This window comes from Erwinia aphidicola, from assembly GCF_014773485.1.
GTDB classification, from domain to species: Bacteria; Pseudomonadota; Gammaproteobacteria; order Enterobacterales; family Enterobacteriaceae; genus Erwinia; species Erwinia aphidicola.
In genome coordinates this window covers 22,261-39,983 of record NZ_JACXBP010000007.1, presented here as the reverse complement: position 1 = coordinate 39,983, position 17,723 = coordinate 22,261, and the positions used below count along the sequence as shown (strand labels likewise).

Below are 17,723 nucleotides of genomic sequence, written 5' to 3'. Positions count from 1 at the left end.
CATAATGACATCTTTATTAAAACAGGCTGAAGAGATGCTTGAAGAAGCACAAGCCGGAATTAACCGCCGCTGGTATCCACGCTATCACCTTGCCGCACGAGCCGGCTGGATGAACGATCCTAACGGGCTGGTCTGGTTCGACGGCTGGTATCATGCCTTTTATCAACATCACCCCTATTCAACGAAATGGGGACCCATGCACTGGGGGCATGCCCGCAGTAAAGATTTGGTTCACTGGGAACATCTGCCTGTGGCACTGGCACCGGAAGGGCCGGCAGATAAAGACGGCTGTTTTTCCGGTTCCGCAGTGGTGGACGGAGATACGCTGGCACTGATTTACACCGGTCATAAATTTCACGGTTCGCCAGAAAGTGATGACAATCTGTATCAGGTGCAATGTCTGGCAACCAGTCGTGACGGAGTTCATTTCGAGCGTCAAGGAATGGTGATTGATACCCCTCCAGGACTGCATCATTTCCGCGACCCGAAAGTATGGCGTGAGGGTGAATACTGGTACATGGTTGTCGGTTCACGCGTGGCGGAAACCGGCCAGGTCCGCCTGTACCGTTCCACGGACCTTCACAAATGGCATGACGAAGGTATTCTGGCTGAATCTGAAGATGGAATGGGCTATATGTGGGAATGCCCTGATTTCTTTACCCTGAACGGCCAGCGTGTGCTGATGTTCTCTCCACAAGGAATGGTGGCACAAGGCTATCAAAACCGTAACCTCTTCCAGAGTGGATATTTACTGGGAGAGTGGCAGCCAGGTCAGGCGTTCAGCCATGACGGGCAATTTATTGAAATGGACAACGGTCACGATTTTTATGCCCCGCAAACGTTTCTCAGTCCGGATGGGCGCAGAATCGTTATTGGCTGGCTGGATATGTGGGAATCACCGATGCCGGAGCAACAGGATGGTTGGGCTGGTATGCTCTCCCTGCCGCGCGAACTGAGCTTAGGTGATAATAATCGCCTGATGATGAAACCCATCGCCGAAGTGACCGCTTTGCGAGGCAGCTATATTCCTGTCACTGCACGTTGTCTGAGTAGTCAACAAATGCTTGTCGCAGCAGATGCTGAAGCCATGGAATTATCACTGGAATGGGAGCGAGCCAGGTCGCAGGCAGAACAGTATGGCATGATGCTGGGAGATGGGCTGCGTATTTACGTTGATAATCAGGCCCAGCGCTTAATATTAGAGCGAAGCTATCCTGATTTTTCGCTTGTGGGAACGCGCAGCATTCCCCTGCCAGAGGACGATATCCTTTCACTGCGAATTTTCATTGACCGTTCATCCGTGGAAGTCTTTGTCAATGAAGGCGAAGCCTGTTTAAGCAGCCGAATCTATCCGCAGCCGGGAGAGCGCGCCATCATGCTGTTTGCAAATAGTGGCAGCGCTGCGTTAAAAGAAGCCGGATGCTGGTCGCTGGATAGATAATTCTGTCAGATATTATCGCGCTACTTATTTTTTCTAACTTTATTTTTGCCAGTCTCAGGCTGGCATTATATCGTCTAAATAAGCAAGAAAAAATGGCCAGTCTGCCGACGTAAGGTAGCGATAAGACAGCCTGGCTGAGGCGATTTGCCTGATGTTATTCGCCAACGTGCATCTCATACACCACGCACTGCGTATCGTAGTGCTGCTCAATGCCTTTGTATGTCATGCCCAGGCGCTGCATCACCCGATGTGAGGCACTGTTATCCGGATGCGCCACCGCAACCAGATAGCGCGCGCCGACCTGTTCAACCGCGAATTTCACAATCGCCTGCGCCGCTTCCGTCGCGTACCCTTGGCCATGATAACTGGCGTTCAGGCGCCAGCCTAGCTCCAGCGGTGCGCCGTCGTCATTGGCTAAATGCTGGAGACAGGCGGCACCGACCAGCGCACCTGACTGCTTCTCCATAAGTGCCCACCAAGAGAAGCCACGCTGTTGCCAGCGCAGCATCACCCGTTCGATGCTTTCACGCGTTTCATCCTCCGTCCTCACCTCGCCTGGACTAATATAGCGCATCATTTCCGGATCTTTTTCCATCTCGCGCAGTCCATCAAAATGAGCGTGTTGGTATGGCTCCAGACGCAGCCGTGCAGTTTCCAATTCCATCTTTCCTCCAGACAACGTGATTTATCATGACGACAGCGCGAGCTGTACCACCGCCCCGCGCCAACGTGAATAGATAACAATATCACGCACTTTCCGCCCGACAGAATTAAAATCCGTTGCGGCGCCATACCTGAGGTGCACAATTTTGGCCCGTAGGTCAGTACGTCGCGGCTTTTTATCAAATTTTGTTCTGATTTACCCGGCTGGATAACTCCTGTTAGCTCTCTTTCCTTCCGCTGTAGCGGTCGGCCAAGTAATGGGTATGCGACTTAAAAATGCGGGTGAGTGCTGCATAAGGACTGCTTGTTAGAAACGGTGCTTTGCAATTTATCATATATGAATTAGCATATGTAATGTCAAATACTATCGAGGTTAACAATGCTGCGACCCGTACAACTTTTTAAACTGCTTGCCGATGAAACACGCTCGAAGGTGGTGATTCTGCTGCGCGAGTCCGGCGAGCTTTGTGTCTGTGATATCTGTGCCATTACCGCAGAGTCTCAGCCGAAAATATCACGCCACATGGCGCTATTACGTGAGGCGGAGCTGGTGATCGATCGCCGTGAAGGCAAATGGGTACACTACCGTTTGTCGCCGCACATGCCCGCCTGGGCTGTAGCTATTATCGATTCTGCGTGGAACTGCGAGCGCGAGCATATACAAAAAAAACTTAGAAATGCGCCGTCAGTTGTCTGTTGAGTATGCGTAATACATACGCTTAAATGAATATAAATGGAGTGTGTAATGTTGCTGGCAAGTGCGATATTTTTACTGACGCTGATCCTGGTTATTTGGCAACCCCGAGGGCTGGGTATTGGCTGGAGCGCCATGCTGGGTGCAGGCCTGGCGCTGATGACGGGCGTTGTTCATATCTCTGATATTGCGGTGGTCTGGCACATTGTCTGGAATGCGACAGCCACCTTTATTGCAGTGATCATCATCAGCCTGCTGCTGGAGGAGTCTGGTTTCTTTGAATGGGCTGCCCTGCACGTTGCCCGCTGGGGCAAAGGCCGTGGCCGCCTGTTGTTTAGCTGGATTATTCTGCTGGGTGCGATGGTGGCCGCGCTGTTCGCCAATGATGGTGCTGCACTGATCCTGACGCCCATCGTCATTGCCATGCTGCTGGCGCTGGGTTTCAGCCCGGCTGCAACCCTGGCTTTTGTGATGGCCGCAGGTTTCATTGCCGATACCGCCAGCCTGCCGTTGATTGTCTCGAACCTGGTTAACATTGTCTCAGCTGACTTTTTCAAGCTTGGATTTACCCAGTATGCCGCCGTGATGGTGCCAGTCAACCTGGCTGCTATCGCAACTACACTGCTCATGCTGCACCTGTTTTTCCGTAAAGAGATCCCGGCTGTTTACGATATTTCGCTGCTAAAGGCGCCAAAAGAGGCCATTCGCGATAGCAGCACGTTTAAAGCCGGCTGGCTGGTTCTGGTTCTGCTGCTAGTCGGCTTCTTCGCACTTGAGCCCCTTGGCGTCCCGGTAAGTCTGGTGGCCGCTGTGGGAGCAGTGTTCCTGCTTGCCGTGGCAAAAAAAGGCCATGCGATCAATACCGCTAAGGTACTGCGCGGTGCGCCCTGGCAGATTGTTATCTTCTCCCTTGGCATGTACCTGGTGGTTTATGGCCTGCGCAACGCCGGGCTGACCCTGTATATTTCCTCGTTGCTGAATCAGCTTGCTGAACACGGACTGTGGGCCGCAACTCTGGGCACCGGCTTCCTGACGGCGTTCCTCTCCTCTTTGATGAACAATATGCCGACCGTGCTGGTTGGCGCGCTGTCGATAGAAAGCAGCCAGGCCACGGGAGTGATTAAACAAGCAATGATTTATGCCAATGTAATCGGCAGTGATTTGGGGCCAAAAATCACCCCGATTGGCAGCCTTGCCACGCTGTTGTGGCTACATGTTTTAGCGCAGAAAAACATCACAGTCAGCTGGGGATATTACTTCCGTGTCGGCATCGTCATGACGATTCCGGTGCTATTTATTACGCTGTCCGCACTGGCGCTGCGGCTGTCCATCGTTTAACTTCTTACCCCTGCATAGCCATGCCGGGGGCCGGATAATAGAGAAAAGAGAGTAACAAAATGAGCCAGGTGACGATTTATCATAATCCCGACTGCGGCACGTCGCGCAATACCCTTGAAATGATCCGCAACAGCGGCATGGAGCCAACGGTAATCCTCTACCTGGAAACGCCGCCAACCCGTTCCGAGCTGGTTAAGCTGATTGCTGATATGGGAATTACCGTGCGCGAACTGCTGCGGAAAAACAGTGATCCTTATCAGCACCTGAAGCTAGATAACCCTGCTTTCACTGATGATGAGCTCATCAGCGCGATACTGGCACATCCAATCCTGATGAACCGCCCTGTCGTTGTCACTGCGCTCGGAACCCGGCTGTGCCGCCCATCAGAGAAAGTTTTAGATATTTTGCCAGCGGCTCAGCGCGGCGAATTCAGCAAAGAAGACGGGGAAGAAGTTGTCGATAAAAACGGGCGCAGGCTGAGCTGAAAGGCACATTCAGGCCAGTACCTGGGGTGTTATGCAGCACATTTTCTCCGTATGATAATCTGCTGTATTAAAATAGAAGCGTCGCATTATCCATTTAATCCTACTTCTGCGCTAATTATCGGCACGTTTAACAGGGAAAATCGCCATGTTTCACCTCATTTTCAGCATACCGAGTTGGTATGTTATTGCCCGTTTTATCATTCCGCTTTCCATGCCACTGGCGTTAAAAATCATACTCTCTCTACTGGCGCTGCTTGCCTCACAATACCTGCTGGTGAGCCGCTTTACTTCTGGCAGCATCTTCTCACCGGAGATGCCAAGAATGGTGATTATCCTGTTCAATTGGGTATATAGCGCGGTGCTGTTCCTCGCCCTCACCCAGATCCTGATTGATGTGGTTGCGCTTGTTGCGATGCTGATGCGCCATCCGTTGGAGATTGCTCCCGGCGTGCGCTACCTGGCTGCCCTGCTGGCATTCGGCCTGGCCAGCTGGGGCGTGCAGCAGGCAATCCGCGTTCCCCCTCTTAAAGATGTGACAATTCAGGTTGCTGATTTGCCGCAGGAGTTTGAGGGTTACCAAATGCTCCAGTTAACCGATATGCACATTACCCCGCTTTTTAACGCCAGCTGGAGTGCCGCGTTAGTCAAGCGCGCGCTGGAGCTGAACGTAGACCTGATTGTCGTTACCGGGGATGTTATTGACGGTACGCTTAAAAATCGCATTAAGGACGTGGAGCCGCTGCGCAATCTGCATGCGCCCGATGGCGTGTTGGCGATTACCGGCAATCACGAATATTTCTTTGAGCAGCAGGCCTGGACCGAGCATCTGGCATCTTTAGGTTTGAAGCCCCTGCTAAACAGTCATTCGGTCATTTCCCGCGGCAACGCCAGCCTGGTGATTGCCGGGCTGCCCGATACTTCTGCACCGGGCCGGGGCGGTAACGGCCCCGATCTGGCTAAAGCGCTGGGTGATGCCCCTGACAACGCGCCGGTGGTGTTACTCGACCACCAGCCAAAGAACGCTCGTGAAAATGCGAAACACGGGGTCGATATTCAGCTGTCCGGCCATACTCACGGCGGCTTAATCGTCGGCTTAGACCGCCTGTTTGCCAAACCGAATGGCGGCTTTGTATCCGGGCTTTATGATGTTGATGGCATGCAGCTGTATGTGAATAACGGCACGGCGCTGTGGCCGGGAATGGCGGTACGCGTGGGACGCCCGTCAGAACTGACGCGCATCACGCTGACGCGGAAAAAATAATCCCCCCTGATAAATAAGGAAGTGAAATGGATCTTGTGGCAGAAGAGTTTCAACTGATTGAGTTGCTGTAACATAGCCTCCTGCGGGAGGCTATAGCAGTACTTAGAGAGGACTAAAGCTTGCGACCGGGCGCATCTTCCAGAAGAGGTCTTTACTGCTGCCCGGCAATCGCCGTCAGTTTTTCGTCCGTGGCCTTCTCTTCATCCAGCGTTTCGGCCAGCAGTTTAGCGGCTGCCTTATAGCCCAGTTTCTGTGCCAGGGCATGCAGCGTGCCGTAAGTGGCAATCTCGTAATGCTCCACTTTCTGAGCTGCGCCAATTAATCCAGCATCGCGCACCGGCCCGGCTTCAACGGAGTCGATAATCTCCTGCGCTTCTTCCGCCAGGCCTTCCAGCGCGTGGCATTTCATCCTTTTAATTTTCACGCCGTCAGTGCTTTCAACCAGCTGGTCAATACGTTCAATTTGACCACGCGTCTCTTCCAGATGTTGCTGAAAGGCCGCCACCAGCTTTTCATCAGTTGCAGCTCTGGCCATTTTAGGCAGGGCTTTCGAGATTTGCTTTTCTGCACTATAGACATCTGATAATTCATGGATAAAGAGATCTTCCAGCGTTTTAATTGTCATAATTAACCTCATATAAGAATTATTTCGAAAAACGTATGCAACCCGATAAGCCTGGCACACAGCGAAAGATAATTATGTTTGATTGGGTTAACTGGATTGTTCGTTTTTTTTGCTAACAGATATGTTGCTAACTCATATTATAGTGTTCGTAAACATTGAGTTATTTTCGGCGCGTATTCACCTTTATCACTTTAAATAAAAGTCGCATGCGCATTTCGAATATAGCAAGTCTTAAAATATTATTTTCGGCTCTTAAAGGTTGTTATTATTCTGTAAAGAGAGGGTTTGATGGGGCAATGCTCCGCTTAAAGAGGGATTTAGAGGTATAAATATTGCAGCCTATTGATAGCAGCACCCTGCCCCGCAAGACGTATAAATGTCAGGGGGCATATTCCCCCTGGTTATTAAACACCAGCTTCACCGCCTCGTAGCAAAAACCGGTTATTTCAATTCAGGCCATGCAACAGGTGGGATGCCTTTGAGCAGCGGTTTGGCAAATAGGAACCCCTGGAACTGGCAGATGCCTGCTGCTTCCAGCCACATCCACTCTTCTGGTTTTTCCACGCCTTCGGCAATAACGGCTATTTCCAGCGAAGAACAGCATTTAATAATGGCCTGGACGATTGCCTGTTTAGGGCCGCTTTTATGCACATCACTGATAATATTACGATCGATCTTGATTTTCTCCGGCTGCACGCGTGAAAGCAGCAGCAGACCGGCGGAGCCGGCACCAAAGTCATCTATTGCCAGACTGATACCCGCCGCTTTCAGATGTTTCAACGCACTGGAGAATGCTTCGATATTCGAAATCACCTCAGTTTCAGTCACCTCTACCACGATCTGCTGAGGCACCAGTCCGTGTCGGGCAATCTCACCCAGCAAGTAATCCACGGCATTCGGGATCTCAACCAGCGTCATCGGCAGCAGGTTAATCGAGAAGGTGATGTCATCAATTTGCAGCTCTTTTGCCAGAGCCAGGGCCCGGCTCTTGGATTCCAGGTCGCGGCGGTAAAGCTCCTCACGCGGCAAACTGGCAAAATAATCCAGCGGTGAAAGCCCCTGTGCGCTGCGCAACAGGGCTTCAAGGGAGACGATGGTTCCGGCCAGCGGGTCGATAATCGGCTGGAAGGCAAAGCTAATCTCCTCGCCTGGTGCAAAGTCAGCATCGGTTAAGGGTAGATCGTCCGTGGCGATAAATTCCCACTGACCGGCAGGTGGGATTTCGAAATAGTTTTCTTTCTCCCAGGATTCGACAAAGGTGCGCAGAAACTGAAGCGCGCGATCATCCCAGGTCAGCAGAAATTCGGATGTGCCTTTATCCAGTACTGCCTGCAGCACCGATGCTTTATCAAACTCATGAAGCGAGAACAGCTCCATGCCGACATTACCAAATCGCCGGAATGGCGCGTAGTCACGCATCAGTTCCACGACATTATGATGACGGGGATCGCGACAGATATGTTCATAAAGCGTACTGACTGCTTGTTCAGGGCCTTCCAGCACTTGGAAGAAATGCGTGCCGTTAAACAGCAAAATGCCGGTAACGCCAATTAACTGGTTGTTTTTATTTGCCTTTTGTACAATTTTGTCCAGCGAGCTTAGCGGAACATTATCGGAAAGATGGCTGCGATAGATGAGGGTAGATAACATAAAAATTCCGCAATACTGGTCTTTTAAAGGCTTACATTAACAGAATCCCTTGCGGTGTTGTCCAGTGCTATTTGCGCAAATAAAAACGGGCAGAATTCTCTGCCCGTTTTTTATGACTTATATTGCACTACAGCAGGCTGCGCCTGTTATCAGAAACTGATTTTAACGCCCACCGCCGCACTGCTGTCGCGGTACTGGCTACTGCCAGCCTGCTGGCCAAGGCTGCCCCAGACGTTAACGAATCGGACATGTTCAGTCTGACATCTCCGGTTAAGCTGTAGTCTGCGTCCTTTATTGACTGTTTTTGACAAAAAACAGAATTTTCATATAGACAAGGTAAAAACAAATTTTCACCACGCTGCCCGAGGGTTAATCTGAGCGCGCTTTGCGTCACAGTCCGCTGTCGCAGTATTCCCTGCCATAATAAGAGTTTTCTGTAGCGTTTTCTCATCACAACACCTTGAAACATGATGATTCTACGACACAAAAAATCCCCAATAAGCGGATAGAGTAAACGGTCTGATTTTTAACTTCTTGATCGATGGATGTAGCGTAAATGAAAGGGATGCCGCCAATTATCCTCGCCCTGCTTGCTGGCTCACTGGTTCTGACGATTGGGCGTGGCGTCACTCTGCCGTTCCTCACTATCTACCTGACTGAGCATTACCAGCTGTTGCCGAAAAGCGTCGGCATTATTATGGGCGCCAGCCTGGCTATCGGTATTTTCAGCAGCCTGTATGGCGGCTATCTGGTCGACAAATTTAACCACCGAACCTTAATCACCCTCTCTATCAGCCTCTTCGCGCTGAGCTTTTTTCTGCTGCCTGTCCTGCCGCAGGTCAGTAGCGTGGTGATGGTGATTGCCCTGCTTAACGCTTCCTATGCACTTTTGAGTATTACCATTAAAGCCTGCATTGCCGCCTGGCTGCCGGTGGAGAAGCGGGTAAAAGCATTTTCGATAAACTACACGCTAATTAATGTCGGCTGGGCCATTGGTTCATCGCTGGGAGTGTGGCTGGCGGGCTTTGATCCTAAGCTACCGTTTATGATATCCGGTAGCCTGGCGCTGGGCACGGTCATTGCTCTGACGGTGGGCTTACGCCATATCCCCAACAGCCCGGCACGCAACGATATTGAGCTAAAGCCGCTGGAAAAACCTGACCTGCGCCAGACGTTAGCTATCCTGATGCGCGACCGTTGCCTGGTCTATTTCACTCTCGGCAGCACTTTTGGCGCGATTGTGTTTGGCCAGTTCACCGGCTATCTGTCGCAGTATCTGATCATTATCTCAGACGCCGCACAGGCTTATAAGATCATCGGCGCCATCATGATCACCAACGCAATAATTGTTATCGCTTTTCAGTACGTCATGAGCAGCGGCATGAAACAGAATAACCTGCTGAAGTGGCTGTTTTTCGGCACGCTGTTTTTCATCCTCGGGCTAGCCGGCTTTATGCTGGCCGGCACTTCGGTACTGCTGTGGATAATCGCGATGACCATCTTCAGCTTTGGCGAGCTGATTGTGATCCCGGTGGAGTATATGTTTATCGACTTTATTGCGCCGGACCATATGAAAGGCAGCTACTACGGCATGCAGAACCTGAGCAACATCGGCGGTGCCATTAACCCTGTGCTGTGCGGCTTCCTGCTCAGCTACACGGCACCGCCGGTAATGTTTTTTGCCTTAATCGCCTTCTCTGCTGCTGGCCTGCTGTTCTTCCGCATGGGGCACCGGATGGCGATGAAAAGGACCTCAGGAGAAGTTCTCCAGCATTGAAATAAACGAATGCCGATCGCCGTGGCCTTCCGTCAGGCGAACCCGCCCTTCAATATCGGCCAGATGGTGCTCCATCAGCTGGCGGGCGGTGGCCAGATCTTTCGCTTTCAGGGCGCTGACAATCTGGCGGTGGTGATCGGCGCCGCAGTCGTCTTTGCGCTCCTCTTCGTAAAGCGACATTACCAGTGACAGGCGAGCAACAATTTTAGCCAGCATCTCGGTCAGAACGGGATTACCCGCCAGCTCGGCCAGCACAATATGAAACTTACCGGAAAGCACCGTTTTAGATTTCTCGTCGCCGTGATGATGGATCTGCTCCTCCTCGTCGGCAAGACGGGCCAGCGCATCCAGCTGTTCGGTGCTGGCTCGCACCACCACGAACTCCAGCAGAACCCCTTCCAGCTGGCGTCGCGCTTCAAACAGGTGCTTTGCCTGCTCAATGCTCGGCTCTGCCACGAAAGTGCCACGATTTCGCTTTCTCTCCAGCAGATGGTCGCTTTCCAGCACGCCAAGTGCGCCACGTACCACGGTACGACTGACGCCGAAATGCTCGGCGATGGCTTCTTCAAGTATTTTACTACCGGGTTTTAGCGCCCCTTCACCAATAGCAGCAGCCAGCGTGGTGCGAATCCGCTCAGAAACATCCTCACTGTGATCGGCACTGCTGCCCTCGGTTTTGGCTTCAGGCGTCGCTCTGACGCGCGTTTTTTTCATGGCTCTCTCCCTGTCCTCTGTATCATTTTGGTGAATGTTGACGCTTGCCTGATAATTTACCGCAACAGCACTCTTACGGGTGATTTATCTTTGTGCGTATCTTTCTGCGTAACGGTCAGGATAAAGTGATGCCCTGCTGCGCGCAAACGGCGCGAATGTGGCTGGCCGACTGCTGGATAAAGTCGATCGCTTCTTTATAGCCATAATTCTGCTTCTGATATGTTGGGTAGCCATAGCGTGAGCTCTCATAGCTTTCCCAGTCCTCAACCTCTCCTGCTGCCACGCGCTGCGCATAGCTGTCCACCAGCGTAAAGTAGGCTTCCAGTTCCCCTGCGTTGAGGTCGGGATGCCCCGCGCGCCAGATCGGATCATCAATCTCGATGCACTGGCGCGGGTTGGCGCGGCGGCGATTATCATCAGTAGATTGTGCAATCTCCAGCGACAGCGTCATCTCGGGGTTAACCTTCGCCAGCATCGTCAGAATCGCGGCAAAGTCGACCACGCCGGTTCCGCACGGACGCGGCTGGAAATCAATGCCGCCGGGCGCCCGCCCGATATAGGCATCTTTGATATGCGTCTGGCGCACCCACGGGGCCAGGCGCTGCGCGGCCAGTACCGGATGTTCGCCGCGCTGCACCATGTTGGCGGTATCCAGTACCACGCCAACGCAATCTTCACCTACCGCTTCAATCAATCGCAGGATCTCAAACGAGGTGATCTCATCATGGGTTTCGATATTCATATGCACTCCGTGAGCACGCGCCACCGGGGCCATTTTGTGCAGCACCTTTTCCATCGCCAGCAGCTGCTCTTGCCAGCTGACGTCAGTGCGAAAACGGTCCACCGCCAGTCGGCCCGGATACTGTGCCTTGAAGTTGCCCGGCGAAACCCACATCTCGCGGCAGTCGATAGCAGCGCTGGCCTCAATCATGCGGGTCAGCCCGGCAACAATGTCGCCGTTGCCGATGGCGCGCAGCTCCGGCGCTTCGGCACTGCAGTAAGGATTAATTTTGCCAAGGCCACTTTCCAGGTAAAGCCCCAGGTCGTCAGCTTTGGCGCGGATATCGCGCAGCTCGCCGCTGTCGAGCGTCGGGCTCATATCCAGCACGGTACTGAAGAAGATCCCCTGCAATCCCAGCGCCCCTACACGATCGAGACTGGCCAGCGGACCCTGTCTCTTCACTTCGGGCAGCTTCAACCCATCAATGCCTAATTTCATAACCTGTTCCTTAATTGCTTTCTGATTTGCTGTTTGAGCACCAGCCGCTGTTGCAAGGCGCATGCCAGTTGCAAAATTTAGCGTGAAAAACCTCCCTATCAATATGATTTTTATAAATAATATTTAAAATAATATATTGTCGAATATATTTGCGAATAACGATGCTAATCGACTTTACTCTTTCTGTCATGGCAAATAGCTCAAGCAGTGAATATTCCCAAAAGAGTCCGCCCTCACGGGCGCTGGCGTAGATTGTTACTCACAAATTGAACGTCTGGCGGCATAAGAACATTCACGTTGACAGGGTTTTTAGTCGCTTTTTTGCACCAAAATGACGATATTGCTGCACCAAAATGGCTTGTCTAAATGTGGGAATTCCTTTCGGATGATAAGGATTAAGTTATTTCGCACAAATTTGCGAATATAATAAATTCATATTTATGGCATAAATTTCAATGTATTGAAGTGGATCCGAACCAGGAATAACTAACCTGGCATGCGGCTTGCAGAATGCTTCACAAGTTTCTAAACGTCTTGTGACCGCTACTCAAAACCAGGGAAGCACCTTATGCCAGATATGCACAACACCGCTGAAAGTAAGCGGCTCAGCGTTCAGGGCCTGACCCATAGCTACGGCAGCAGCAACGCTATCAGCGATGTCTCCTTTAACATTGATCCGGGCGAAATCGTCGCACTGCTCGGCCCGAGCGGATGCGGCAAATCGACCGTGCTGCGTGCCATTGCGGGGTTGATTCAGCCAAAAGCGGGAAAAATCGTGCTGGGAAATCAGGATCTCGCCGCGGTGTCGGCCAGAGGGCGCGGTATTGGCATGGTGTTCCAGAACTATGCGTTATTCCCGCACCTGACCGTTGCCGAAAATATCGCTTATCCGCTGGCGTGCCAGCAGGTTTCCCGCGCTGAGCGGAAACAGCGCGTCGCCGAGATGCTGAATCTGGTGCAGCTGGATGAATACGGTAACCGCCTGCCGCGTGAACTTTCCGGCGGTCAGCAGCAGCGCGTTGCCGTGGCGCGCGCCATTGCCGGTCGCCCTTCTTTGCTGCTGCTGGATGAGCCATTTGGCGCACTCGATCGGGCGCTGCGTTTCGACCTGCAGGTGGAACTTCTACACCTGCAAAAAACGCTGGGTATCACCACGCTGATCGTCACCCACGATCAGGAAGAGGCGCAAAGCCTGGCGAACCGTCTGGTGCTGATGAATAAAGGCAATGTTGAGCAGATCGACACGCCGATGGCGGTATATGACCGACCAAAAACGCTGTTCGTTAACACCTTTATCGGCCAGACCAACCAACTGCATGGCACCGTGCTGCGTTTTGATAACGACACCACGCTGATTGGTTTAGCGGGTCAGCACACGCTGCGCCTGCCGCGCCGTCTCAACTTTACTACTGGCTCGAAGGTCACGATCACCTTCCGCCCTGAAGAGGTGCGGCTGGCAAAGCAGTCGGGTGAAAACACCCAGCCGGTGCGGATGACCGTTTCACTGCCGCTTGGTCCTACGCTGGTCCATGATCTGGCGATGGATGATGGCACCACGCTACGCGCCTCCGAAGTGCGCGGACCGTCAACCTTTATCCCGCAACCCGGATCGCAACTTTACGCTGAGATTGATACTGCACGCTGTCACGCCTTCCCAGCTGAACCGCAACCCATGAATGAAAAACAGAGGTAAGCACCATGAAAGATTTTGAAATCAGTCGTCGTCGGTTTGGTCAGATCATGGCAGGCGTTGCGGCTTCCGCCATGCTGCCCATCTCGCTGCGCGCGTTCGCTGCCGGCGGCGGGACGGCAGTTGCGGCCACCTTCCCCGGTAACTGGGAAGATGCTTACCGCAATACGCTAGCTCCGATCCTTAAAGAGCAGGGTTTTAGTCTGACCATTTCCCCGGCAATGGCGCAGGATCAGCTGGCAAAAGTGATGGCCAGCCCGGGTAACCCGCCGTACGACACGCTGTTAATGTCGCCTGGCCAAATGACGGTGGCAGTAGAAAAGGGGCTGATTCAGAAGATCGACCCTTCCCGCCTGAAAAACTGGAACCTGCTTGACCCGGCATTTCAGGGCGAATATGGCCCGACCGTAACGGTAGAAGTGAACGGCATTGCCTACAACCCGGAGCTGGTGCCGCGCCCGAAAGGCTATCGCGATCTGTTTGACAACCCGGCCTATAAAGGCCTTGTGTCATGGACCGGATTTGGCTCTAACACTGCGGTGATGGCCTACACCGAACTGGCAAAAATCTACGGCAAAGGTCCGGACGATATGCAGGCAGTGTTTGACCTGTTTAAAAAGCACCCTGAGCAGATGGCCAGCATTGTTGACAGCACCAACAGCCAGATGACCCAGTTCCAGCAGGGCAACATCGCCGTATTTATGTGTAGCACCAACAACGTGGCGCGCCTGAAAAGCCTGGGTCTGAAGGCCGAGTTTGTCCATCCGGAAACCGGCTCTCCTGCTGCCCCGGTGAATATCCATCTGACCAAAGGCAGTAAAAATCTCGACGCCGCTTACGCCTATATGGACGCCGCGATTTCACAGTTTGTGCAAACAAAACTGGAGCAGCCGCCGACCGAAATGTTCCCGACTAACAAAAATGTTGAGTTGACCCCGGCAATTGCGGCGTACATCACCCGCGAGCAGGTTAAATCGCTGGTCTACCCGGACTGGAACATTATCAATAAAAATCGTGACGGCTGGATCCGCCAGTTTGATGCGCTGGTCGCAAGTTGAGGTAAATCATGAAACAGAGCGGTTTTCCGTACGTTATCCCCATGTTGTTACTTTCCGTGGTGTTCTTCGCGACGCCGCTCGCTGTTTTGATCGTTTTCAGTTTCACCCGGGATGGCGGAGTGACGTTACAGCACTACGCCCACTTCTTCGGCGACGCTTTTAACTTCCGGGTACTGGTTAATACCGCCCGACTGGGGATTGAAACCGTGATAGGCACCACCCTGCTGGGGGTGCCTATCGCCCTGCTTTACTGGCACGGCGGGCGCACGCTGCGCCAGATTTTAATTTTTCTGACCCTTATTCCAATGCTCACCAGCAACGTGGTGCGCACTTTTGCCTGGATCGTCATCCTCGGGCGTCAGGGGCCGATCAGCGAGGCGCTGATGTTCCTTGGGGTGACCAACATGCCGACCAGCCTGATGTTTACTGAAACCGGTCTGCTGCTGGCAATGTGCCAGATTGATCTGCCGCTGATTATTCTGCCGCTGATCGCCATCCTGTCTCGCACGCCGTATCAGCTGACCGAGGCGGCGCAGGTGTCCGGTGCCGGGCCGTGGCGCGTGCTGGTGACGGTGCTGCTGCCGCTGATGCTGCCTGGCTTGCTGGCGGGCTGGATCCTGGTCTTCGCCAGTACCAGCAGCTCATTTGTTACCCAGGCGGTGATTGGCGGCGCGCGCAATGTCTATGTTCCGCAGCTGATTTATCGCGAAGTCGGCACCCTGTTCGACTGGCCAATGGCCTCTGCTATCGCCGTGGTCCTGCTGGTCTCCACAGGCTGCCTGCTGGTTGCCCTTACCATGATCTCACGCCACCGGAGGCTGAATGGCCATGTTTGAACGTCGCGAAAACCCGCTTCCGGCCCTGCTGTACAAGCTGTTTGTTTATGGCTTCGGTACGCTGTGTGTGATCTATTTGGTGGCGCCGATCGTCATTGCGGTGATGATGTCGTTTACCTCCGGGCAGACGCTGAAATATCCCCCGCAGGGCTTTTCGCTGCGCTGGTATGAGGCGCTGCTTGACCCGGTGCGCTCGACCACCGAGCAAATTGCCGCCTGGAACTCGTTCAAAATCGCCGCGCTGGCGGTACTCGGCGCCATACTGTTTGCGGTGCCTGCCACCATCGGTATGACGCGTATGAAGCGACGCAGCGTCAGTACCATCGAGCCACTGCTGCTCGCCCCGCTGGTGCTGCCGAGCCTGGTTTATGGCCTGGCGGCGCTGATTGTCGCCAACTTTATCGGCTTCCAGCCTTCGCTGTGGCTGAACGTGGTTGGCCACGTAGTGGTATTTGGCCCGCTGATGTACCGCGCCGCATCGGTGGTGGCGCAGGGCATTAATCCGTCGCTGGCAGAAGCCTCAACCACGATGGGGGCCAGCTGGTTTATGACCCTGCGCCGCGTCACGCTGCCGCTGCTGATGCCCGGCATTATGGCGGGGGCGTTCCTGGTGTTTATCCAGTCACTGGATAACGTCACCGTTTCTCTGTTCCTCGCTGATGCCAGCACCACGGTTCTGCCGCTACGCATGTTCGCGATGATCGAGGAGTCCCTTGACGTACGCGTCGCGGCTATCTCCGGCATTTTGATTGCGATAACCCTGCTCGGCATGCTGGTCGCCCGGCGTGTTCTGGCCCCGCGCCCGCAGGCATCTTAACTTTATCAAAAGAAACACAAGGAATGACTATGAAGACTCATGCGACTCAGGCGCCAGGCTATCGTATCGGCGCCCTGCTGGCGGACTTTAAACCGGATTTCGACTTCTCGGCTCCGCTGCCGCTGCCGCTTGAAGAGTTTGAAGAGCGGCTGCGCAAAATCCGCCGCCAGGCGGTGGAAGCCGGGCATGATGCGATTATCGTTCATGTCGGCAGCGTGGGCTGGTTCCACGCCTCGAATCACTATCTGCGCTATATCTGTGACTGGATGCGCGAAGGCGTGCTGATTATCCCGACCGATGCTGACAAAGCGCTGGTGCTGCTCTCCTTCTTCACTCAGTCGGTGCTGCTGCCTCCGGGCGGCGAGCCGCTGCTGGTTGACGAGATTTGGCAGATTGGTCCGATCGGACGTGAATACGCCGACCGCCCGGGTGACTCGGTGATGAAAACTGCCGAGAAGTGCGCGCAGCTGCTGAGCGATCTTGGTCTGGCAAAAGCGCAGATCGGAAAAATCGGCGACCGCACTTCATTGACCTTCTGGGCTGCCGTGGAGTCGATGCTGCCGGGCAGCAAATTTATTGCCGATAACGCCATCCTTGATCGCCTGCAGAAGGTGCGCTCCCCGCGCGAAATTGAGATGTTCCGCGCCGCCGCGCAGCTGATCGGCATCGGCACACAGGCCGCCTGGCACGTGGCCAAACCGGGCGTTACCGATTACGAAATCTTTGCGGCTTTCACCGCGGCGCAGATGGCGTTTGGCGGCGAAACCGGCGACGGCTACCAGATTGGCATTAACCAGTTTGGCACTCACTGCGGCAAACCTTACGGCCATGTGGTGCGCCCGGGCGACCTGATCAACCTGTATATCTCCAACGTCACCTGGCGGGGTTATACTGCGCAGACCGCACGCATGATCGCCGTCGGCGAGATCACCGGGCGCCAGCAGTTGGTGCTGGATGCCTGTACTGCAGGGGTGAAAAATGCCGAGAAGCTGATTAAGCCCGGCGCGCTGATGCGCGATATCAATAACGCCGCTTTTGCGCCAATGATTGAAGCCGGGTTGCTGGCCTCCCCGGAGGCGCGCACCATGCCGTACAACTGGTCGCCAATGCCGGACGGGTCCGCCAGGCGCATCCCGCAGCAGTATGTGCCGGATGCGGATTATGAAGCTCAGGGCCGCAGACTGATGCATGTTTACCCGGCAACGCACGGGCCGCATAACCCGAACCTCGGTCACTCCGTGGGGATGGCGGGGGGGCAGAACAGCTTTAATATCTCCTCGCACAACTACGATCGTCTGGAAGAAGGGATGGTATTTGTGATGCATACCCAGTGGCTGGAGCCGCTGTCAGCAGGCTGTAATATTGGCGATATGTATGTGGTGACCAAAGAGGGCTTTGAAAACCTGAGCCGCCACACCCCGCTGGAAACTCACCGCATTGCCGCCGGAGCCTGAG

16 protein-coding genes are annotated in these 17,723 nt (G+C 53.7%); 11 read left to right on the top strand and 5 right to left on the bottom strand.

Going from position 1 to position 17,723, the window contains the following annotated elements; translation table 11 throughout:
- The first annotated feature begins 4 nt into the window (after positions 1–4).
- Positions 5–1,441, top strand: a complete 1,437-nt coding sequence (locus ID864_RS16990; RefSeq protein ID WP_191149430.1) for a glycoside hydrolase family 32 protein — start codon at positions 5–7, stop codon at positions 1,439–1,441.
- A 154-nt stretch (positions 1,442–1,595) separates the two neighbouring features.
- Here the strand turns inward: ID864_RS16990 and ID864_RS16985 are convergent, their stop codons facing one another.
- Positions 1,596–2,105, bottom strand: coding sequence for a GNAT family N-acetyltransferase (locus ID864_RS16985; protein ID WP_191149429.1), 510 nt, complete (start codon positions 2,103–2,105; stop codon positions 1,596–1,598).
- A 378-nt stretch (positions 2,106–2,483) separates the two neighbouring features.
- On the opposite strand from ID864_RS16985, the gene ID864_RS16980 reads away from it, so the two are divergent.
- The 4 genes from ID864_RS16980 (at position 2,484) to ID864_RS16965 (ending at position 5,882) form a co-directional block, all read left to right on the top strand.
- Positions 2,484–2,804, top strand: a complete 321-nt coding sequence (locus ID864_RS16980; RefSeq protein WP_191149428.1) for a metalloregulator ArsR/SmtB family transcription factor — start codon at positions 2,484–2,486, stop codon at positions 2,802–2,804.
- 45 nt (positions 2,805–2,849) lie between these two features.
- Complete coding sequence (locus ID864_RS16975; RefSeq protein ID WP_191149427.1) at positions 2,850–4,136, top strand: arsenic transporter; 1,287 nt, start codon at positions 2,850–2,852, stop codon at positions 4,134–4,136.
- Between the two features lie 59 nt (positions 4,137–4,195).
- A complete protein-coding gene (gene arsC / locus ID864_RS16970; RefSeq protein ID WP_048917965.1) occupies positions 4,196–4,621 on the top strand; it encodes a glutaredoxin-dependent arsenate reductase in 426 nt (141 codons plus the stop codon).
- A 145-nt stretch (positions 4,622–4,766) separates the two neighbouring features.
- Positions 4,767–5,882 (top strand): metallophosphoesterase, encoded by a 1,116-nt coding sequence (locus ID864_RS16965; protein ID WP_048917964.1) that lies wholly within the window; start codon positions 4,767–4,769, stop codon positions 5,880–5,882.
- 151 nt (positions 5,883–6,033) lie between these two features.
- Here the strand turns inward: ID864_RS16965 and ID864_RS16960 are convergent, their stop codons facing one another.
- Both ID864_RS16960 and ID864_RS16955 read right to left on the bottom strand, forming a co-directional pair.
- Entirely contained in the window at positions 6,034–6,507 is a 474-nt protein-coding gene (locus tag ID864_RS16960; RefSeq protein WP_187498970.1) for a YciE/YciF ferroxidase family protein, read from the bottom strand.
- Between the two features lie 441 nt (positions 6,508–6,948).
- Positions 6,949–8,157, bottom strand: a complete 1,209-nt coding sequence (locus tag ID864_RS16955) for a diguanylate phosphodiesterase (protein ID WP_191149426.1) — start codon at positions 8,155–8,157, stop codon at positions 6,949–6,951.
- Positions 8,158–8,713: 556 nt separating this feature from the next.
- Between ID864_RS16955 and ID864_RS16950 the strand changes: the two genes are divergently transcribed.
- The gene (locus ID864_RS16950; RefSeq protein WP_048917962.1) at positions 8,714–9,934 is read left to right on the top strand and encodes an MFS transporter; all 1,221 of its coding nucleotides are present in this window, start codon (positions 8,714–8,716) and stop codon (positions 9,932–9,934) included.
- On the opposite strand, the gene ID864_RS16945 is transcribed toward ID864_RS16950, so the two are convergent.
- The gene (locus ID864_RS16945) at positions 9,911–10,648 is read right to left on the bottom strand and encodes a GntR family transcriptional regulator (protein ID WP_191149425.1); all 738 of its coding nucleotides are present in this window, start codon (positions 10,646–10,648) and stop codon (positions 9,911–9,913) included. The two genes, ID864_RS16950 and ID864_RS16945, sit on opposite strands and share 24 nt — an antisense overlap.
- A 115-nt stretch (positions 10,649–10,763) precedes the next feature.
- A complete protein-coding gene (locus ID864_RS16940) occupies positions 10,764–11,867 on the bottom strand; it encodes a sugar phosphate isomerase/epimerase family protein (protein ID WP_191149424.1) in 1,104 nt (367 codons plus the stop codon).
- Positions 11,868–12,435: 568 nt separating this feature from the next.
- Here ID864_RS16940 and ID864_RS16935 point away from each other — a divergent pair.
- The 5 genes from ID864_RS16935 to ID864_RS16915 are packed head-to-tail and all read left to right on the top strand — an operon-like array spanning position 12,436 to position 17,722.
- Positions 12,436–13,560, top strand: a complete 1,125-nt coding sequence (locus ID864_RS16935) for an ABC transporter ATP-binding protein (protein ID WP_191149423.1) — start codon at positions 12,436–12,438, stop codon at positions 13,558–13,560.
- Positions 13,561–13,565: 5 nt separating this feature from the next.
- Positions 13,566–14,615, top strand: coding sequence for an extracellular solute-binding protein (locus ID864_RS16930; RefSeq protein ID WP_191149422.1), 1,050 nt, complete (start codon positions 13,566–13,568; stop codon positions 14,613–14,615).
- Positions 14,616–14,623: 8 nt separating this feature from the next.
- Complete coding sequence (locus ID864_RS16925; protein ID WP_191149421.1) at positions 14,624–15,451, top strand: ABC transporter permease; 828 nt, start codon at positions 14,624–14,626, stop codon at positions 15,449–15,451.
- A complete protein-coding gene (locus ID864_RS16920; protein ID WP_224750369.1) occupies positions 15,438–16,268 on the top strand; it encodes an ABC transporter permease in 831 nt (276 codons plus the stop codon). The genes ID864_RS16925 and ID864_RS16920 overlap by 14 nt, the downstream gene beginning before the upstream one ends.
- A 29-nt stretch (positions 16,269–16,297) precedes the next feature.
- Positions 16,298–17,722, top strand: coding sequence for a M24 family metallopeptidase (locus ID864_RS16915; RefSeq protein WP_191149420.1), 1,425 nt, complete (start codon positions 16,298–16,300; stop codon positions 17,720–17,722).
- Position 17,723: the final 1 nt, after the last annotated feature.

Coding starts and splice junctions, on each gene's coding strand:
- ID864_RS16990 (WP_191149430.1), top strand. CDS start 5: ATGACATCTTTATTAAAACAGGCTGAAGAGATGCTTGAAGAAGCACAA.
- ID864_RS16985 (WP_191149429.1), bottom strand. CDS start 2,105: ATGGAATTGGAAACTGCACGGCTGCGTCTGGAGCCATACCAACACGCT.
- ID864_RS16980 (WP_191149428.1), top strand. CDS start 2,484: ATGCTGCGACCCGTACAACTTTTTAAACTGCTTGCCGATGAAACACGC.
- ID864_RS16975 (WP_191149427.1), top strand. CDS start 2,850: ATGTTGCTGGCAAGTGCGATATTTTTACTGACGCTGATCCTGGTTATT.
- arsC (WP_048917965.1), top strand. CDS start 4,196: ATGAGCCAGGTGACGATTTATCATAATCCCGACTGCGGCACGTCGCGC.
- ID864_RS16965 (WP_048917964.1), top strand. CDS start 4,767: ATGTTTCACCTCATTTTCAGCATACCGAGTTGGTATGTTATTGCCCGT.
- ID864_RS16960 (WP_187498970.1), bottom strand. CDS start 6,507: ATGACAATTAAAACGCTGGAAGATCTCTTTATCCATGAATTATCAGAT.
- ID864_RS16955 (WP_191149426.1), bottom strand. CDS start 8,157: ATGTTATCTACCCTCATCTATCGCAGCCATCTTTCCGATAATGTTCCG.
- ID864_RS16950 (WP_048917962.1), top strand. CDS start 8,714: ATGAAAGGGATGCCGCCAATTATCCTCGCCCTGCTTGCTGGCTCACTG.
- ID864_RS16945 (WP_191149425.1), bottom strand. CDS start 10,648: ATGAAAAAAACGCGCGTCAGAGCGACGCCTGAAGCCAAAACCGAGGGC.
- ID864_RS16940 (WP_191149424.1), bottom strand. CDS start 11,867: ATGAAATTAGGCATTGATGGGTTGAAGCTGCCCGAAGTGAAGAGACAG.
- ID864_RS16935 (WP_191149423.1), top strand. CDS start 12,436: ATGCCAGATATGCACAACACCGCTGAAAGTAAGCGGCTCAGCGTTCAG.
- ID864_RS16930 (WP_191149422.1), top strand. CDS start 13,566: ATGAAAGATTTTGAAATCAGTCGTCGTCGGTTTGGTCAGATCATGGCA.
- ID864_RS16925 (WP_191149421.1), top strand. CDS start 14,624: ATGAAACAGAGCGGTTTTCCGTACGTTATCCCCATGTTGTTACTTTCC.
- ID864_RS16920 (WP_224750369.1), top strand. CDS start 15,438: ATGGCCATGTTTGAACGTCGCGAAAACCCGCTTCCGGCCCTGCTGTAC.
- ID864_RS16915 (WP_191149420.1), top strand. CDS start 16,298: ATGAAGACTCATGCGACTCAGGCGCCAGGCTATCGTATCGGCGCCCTG.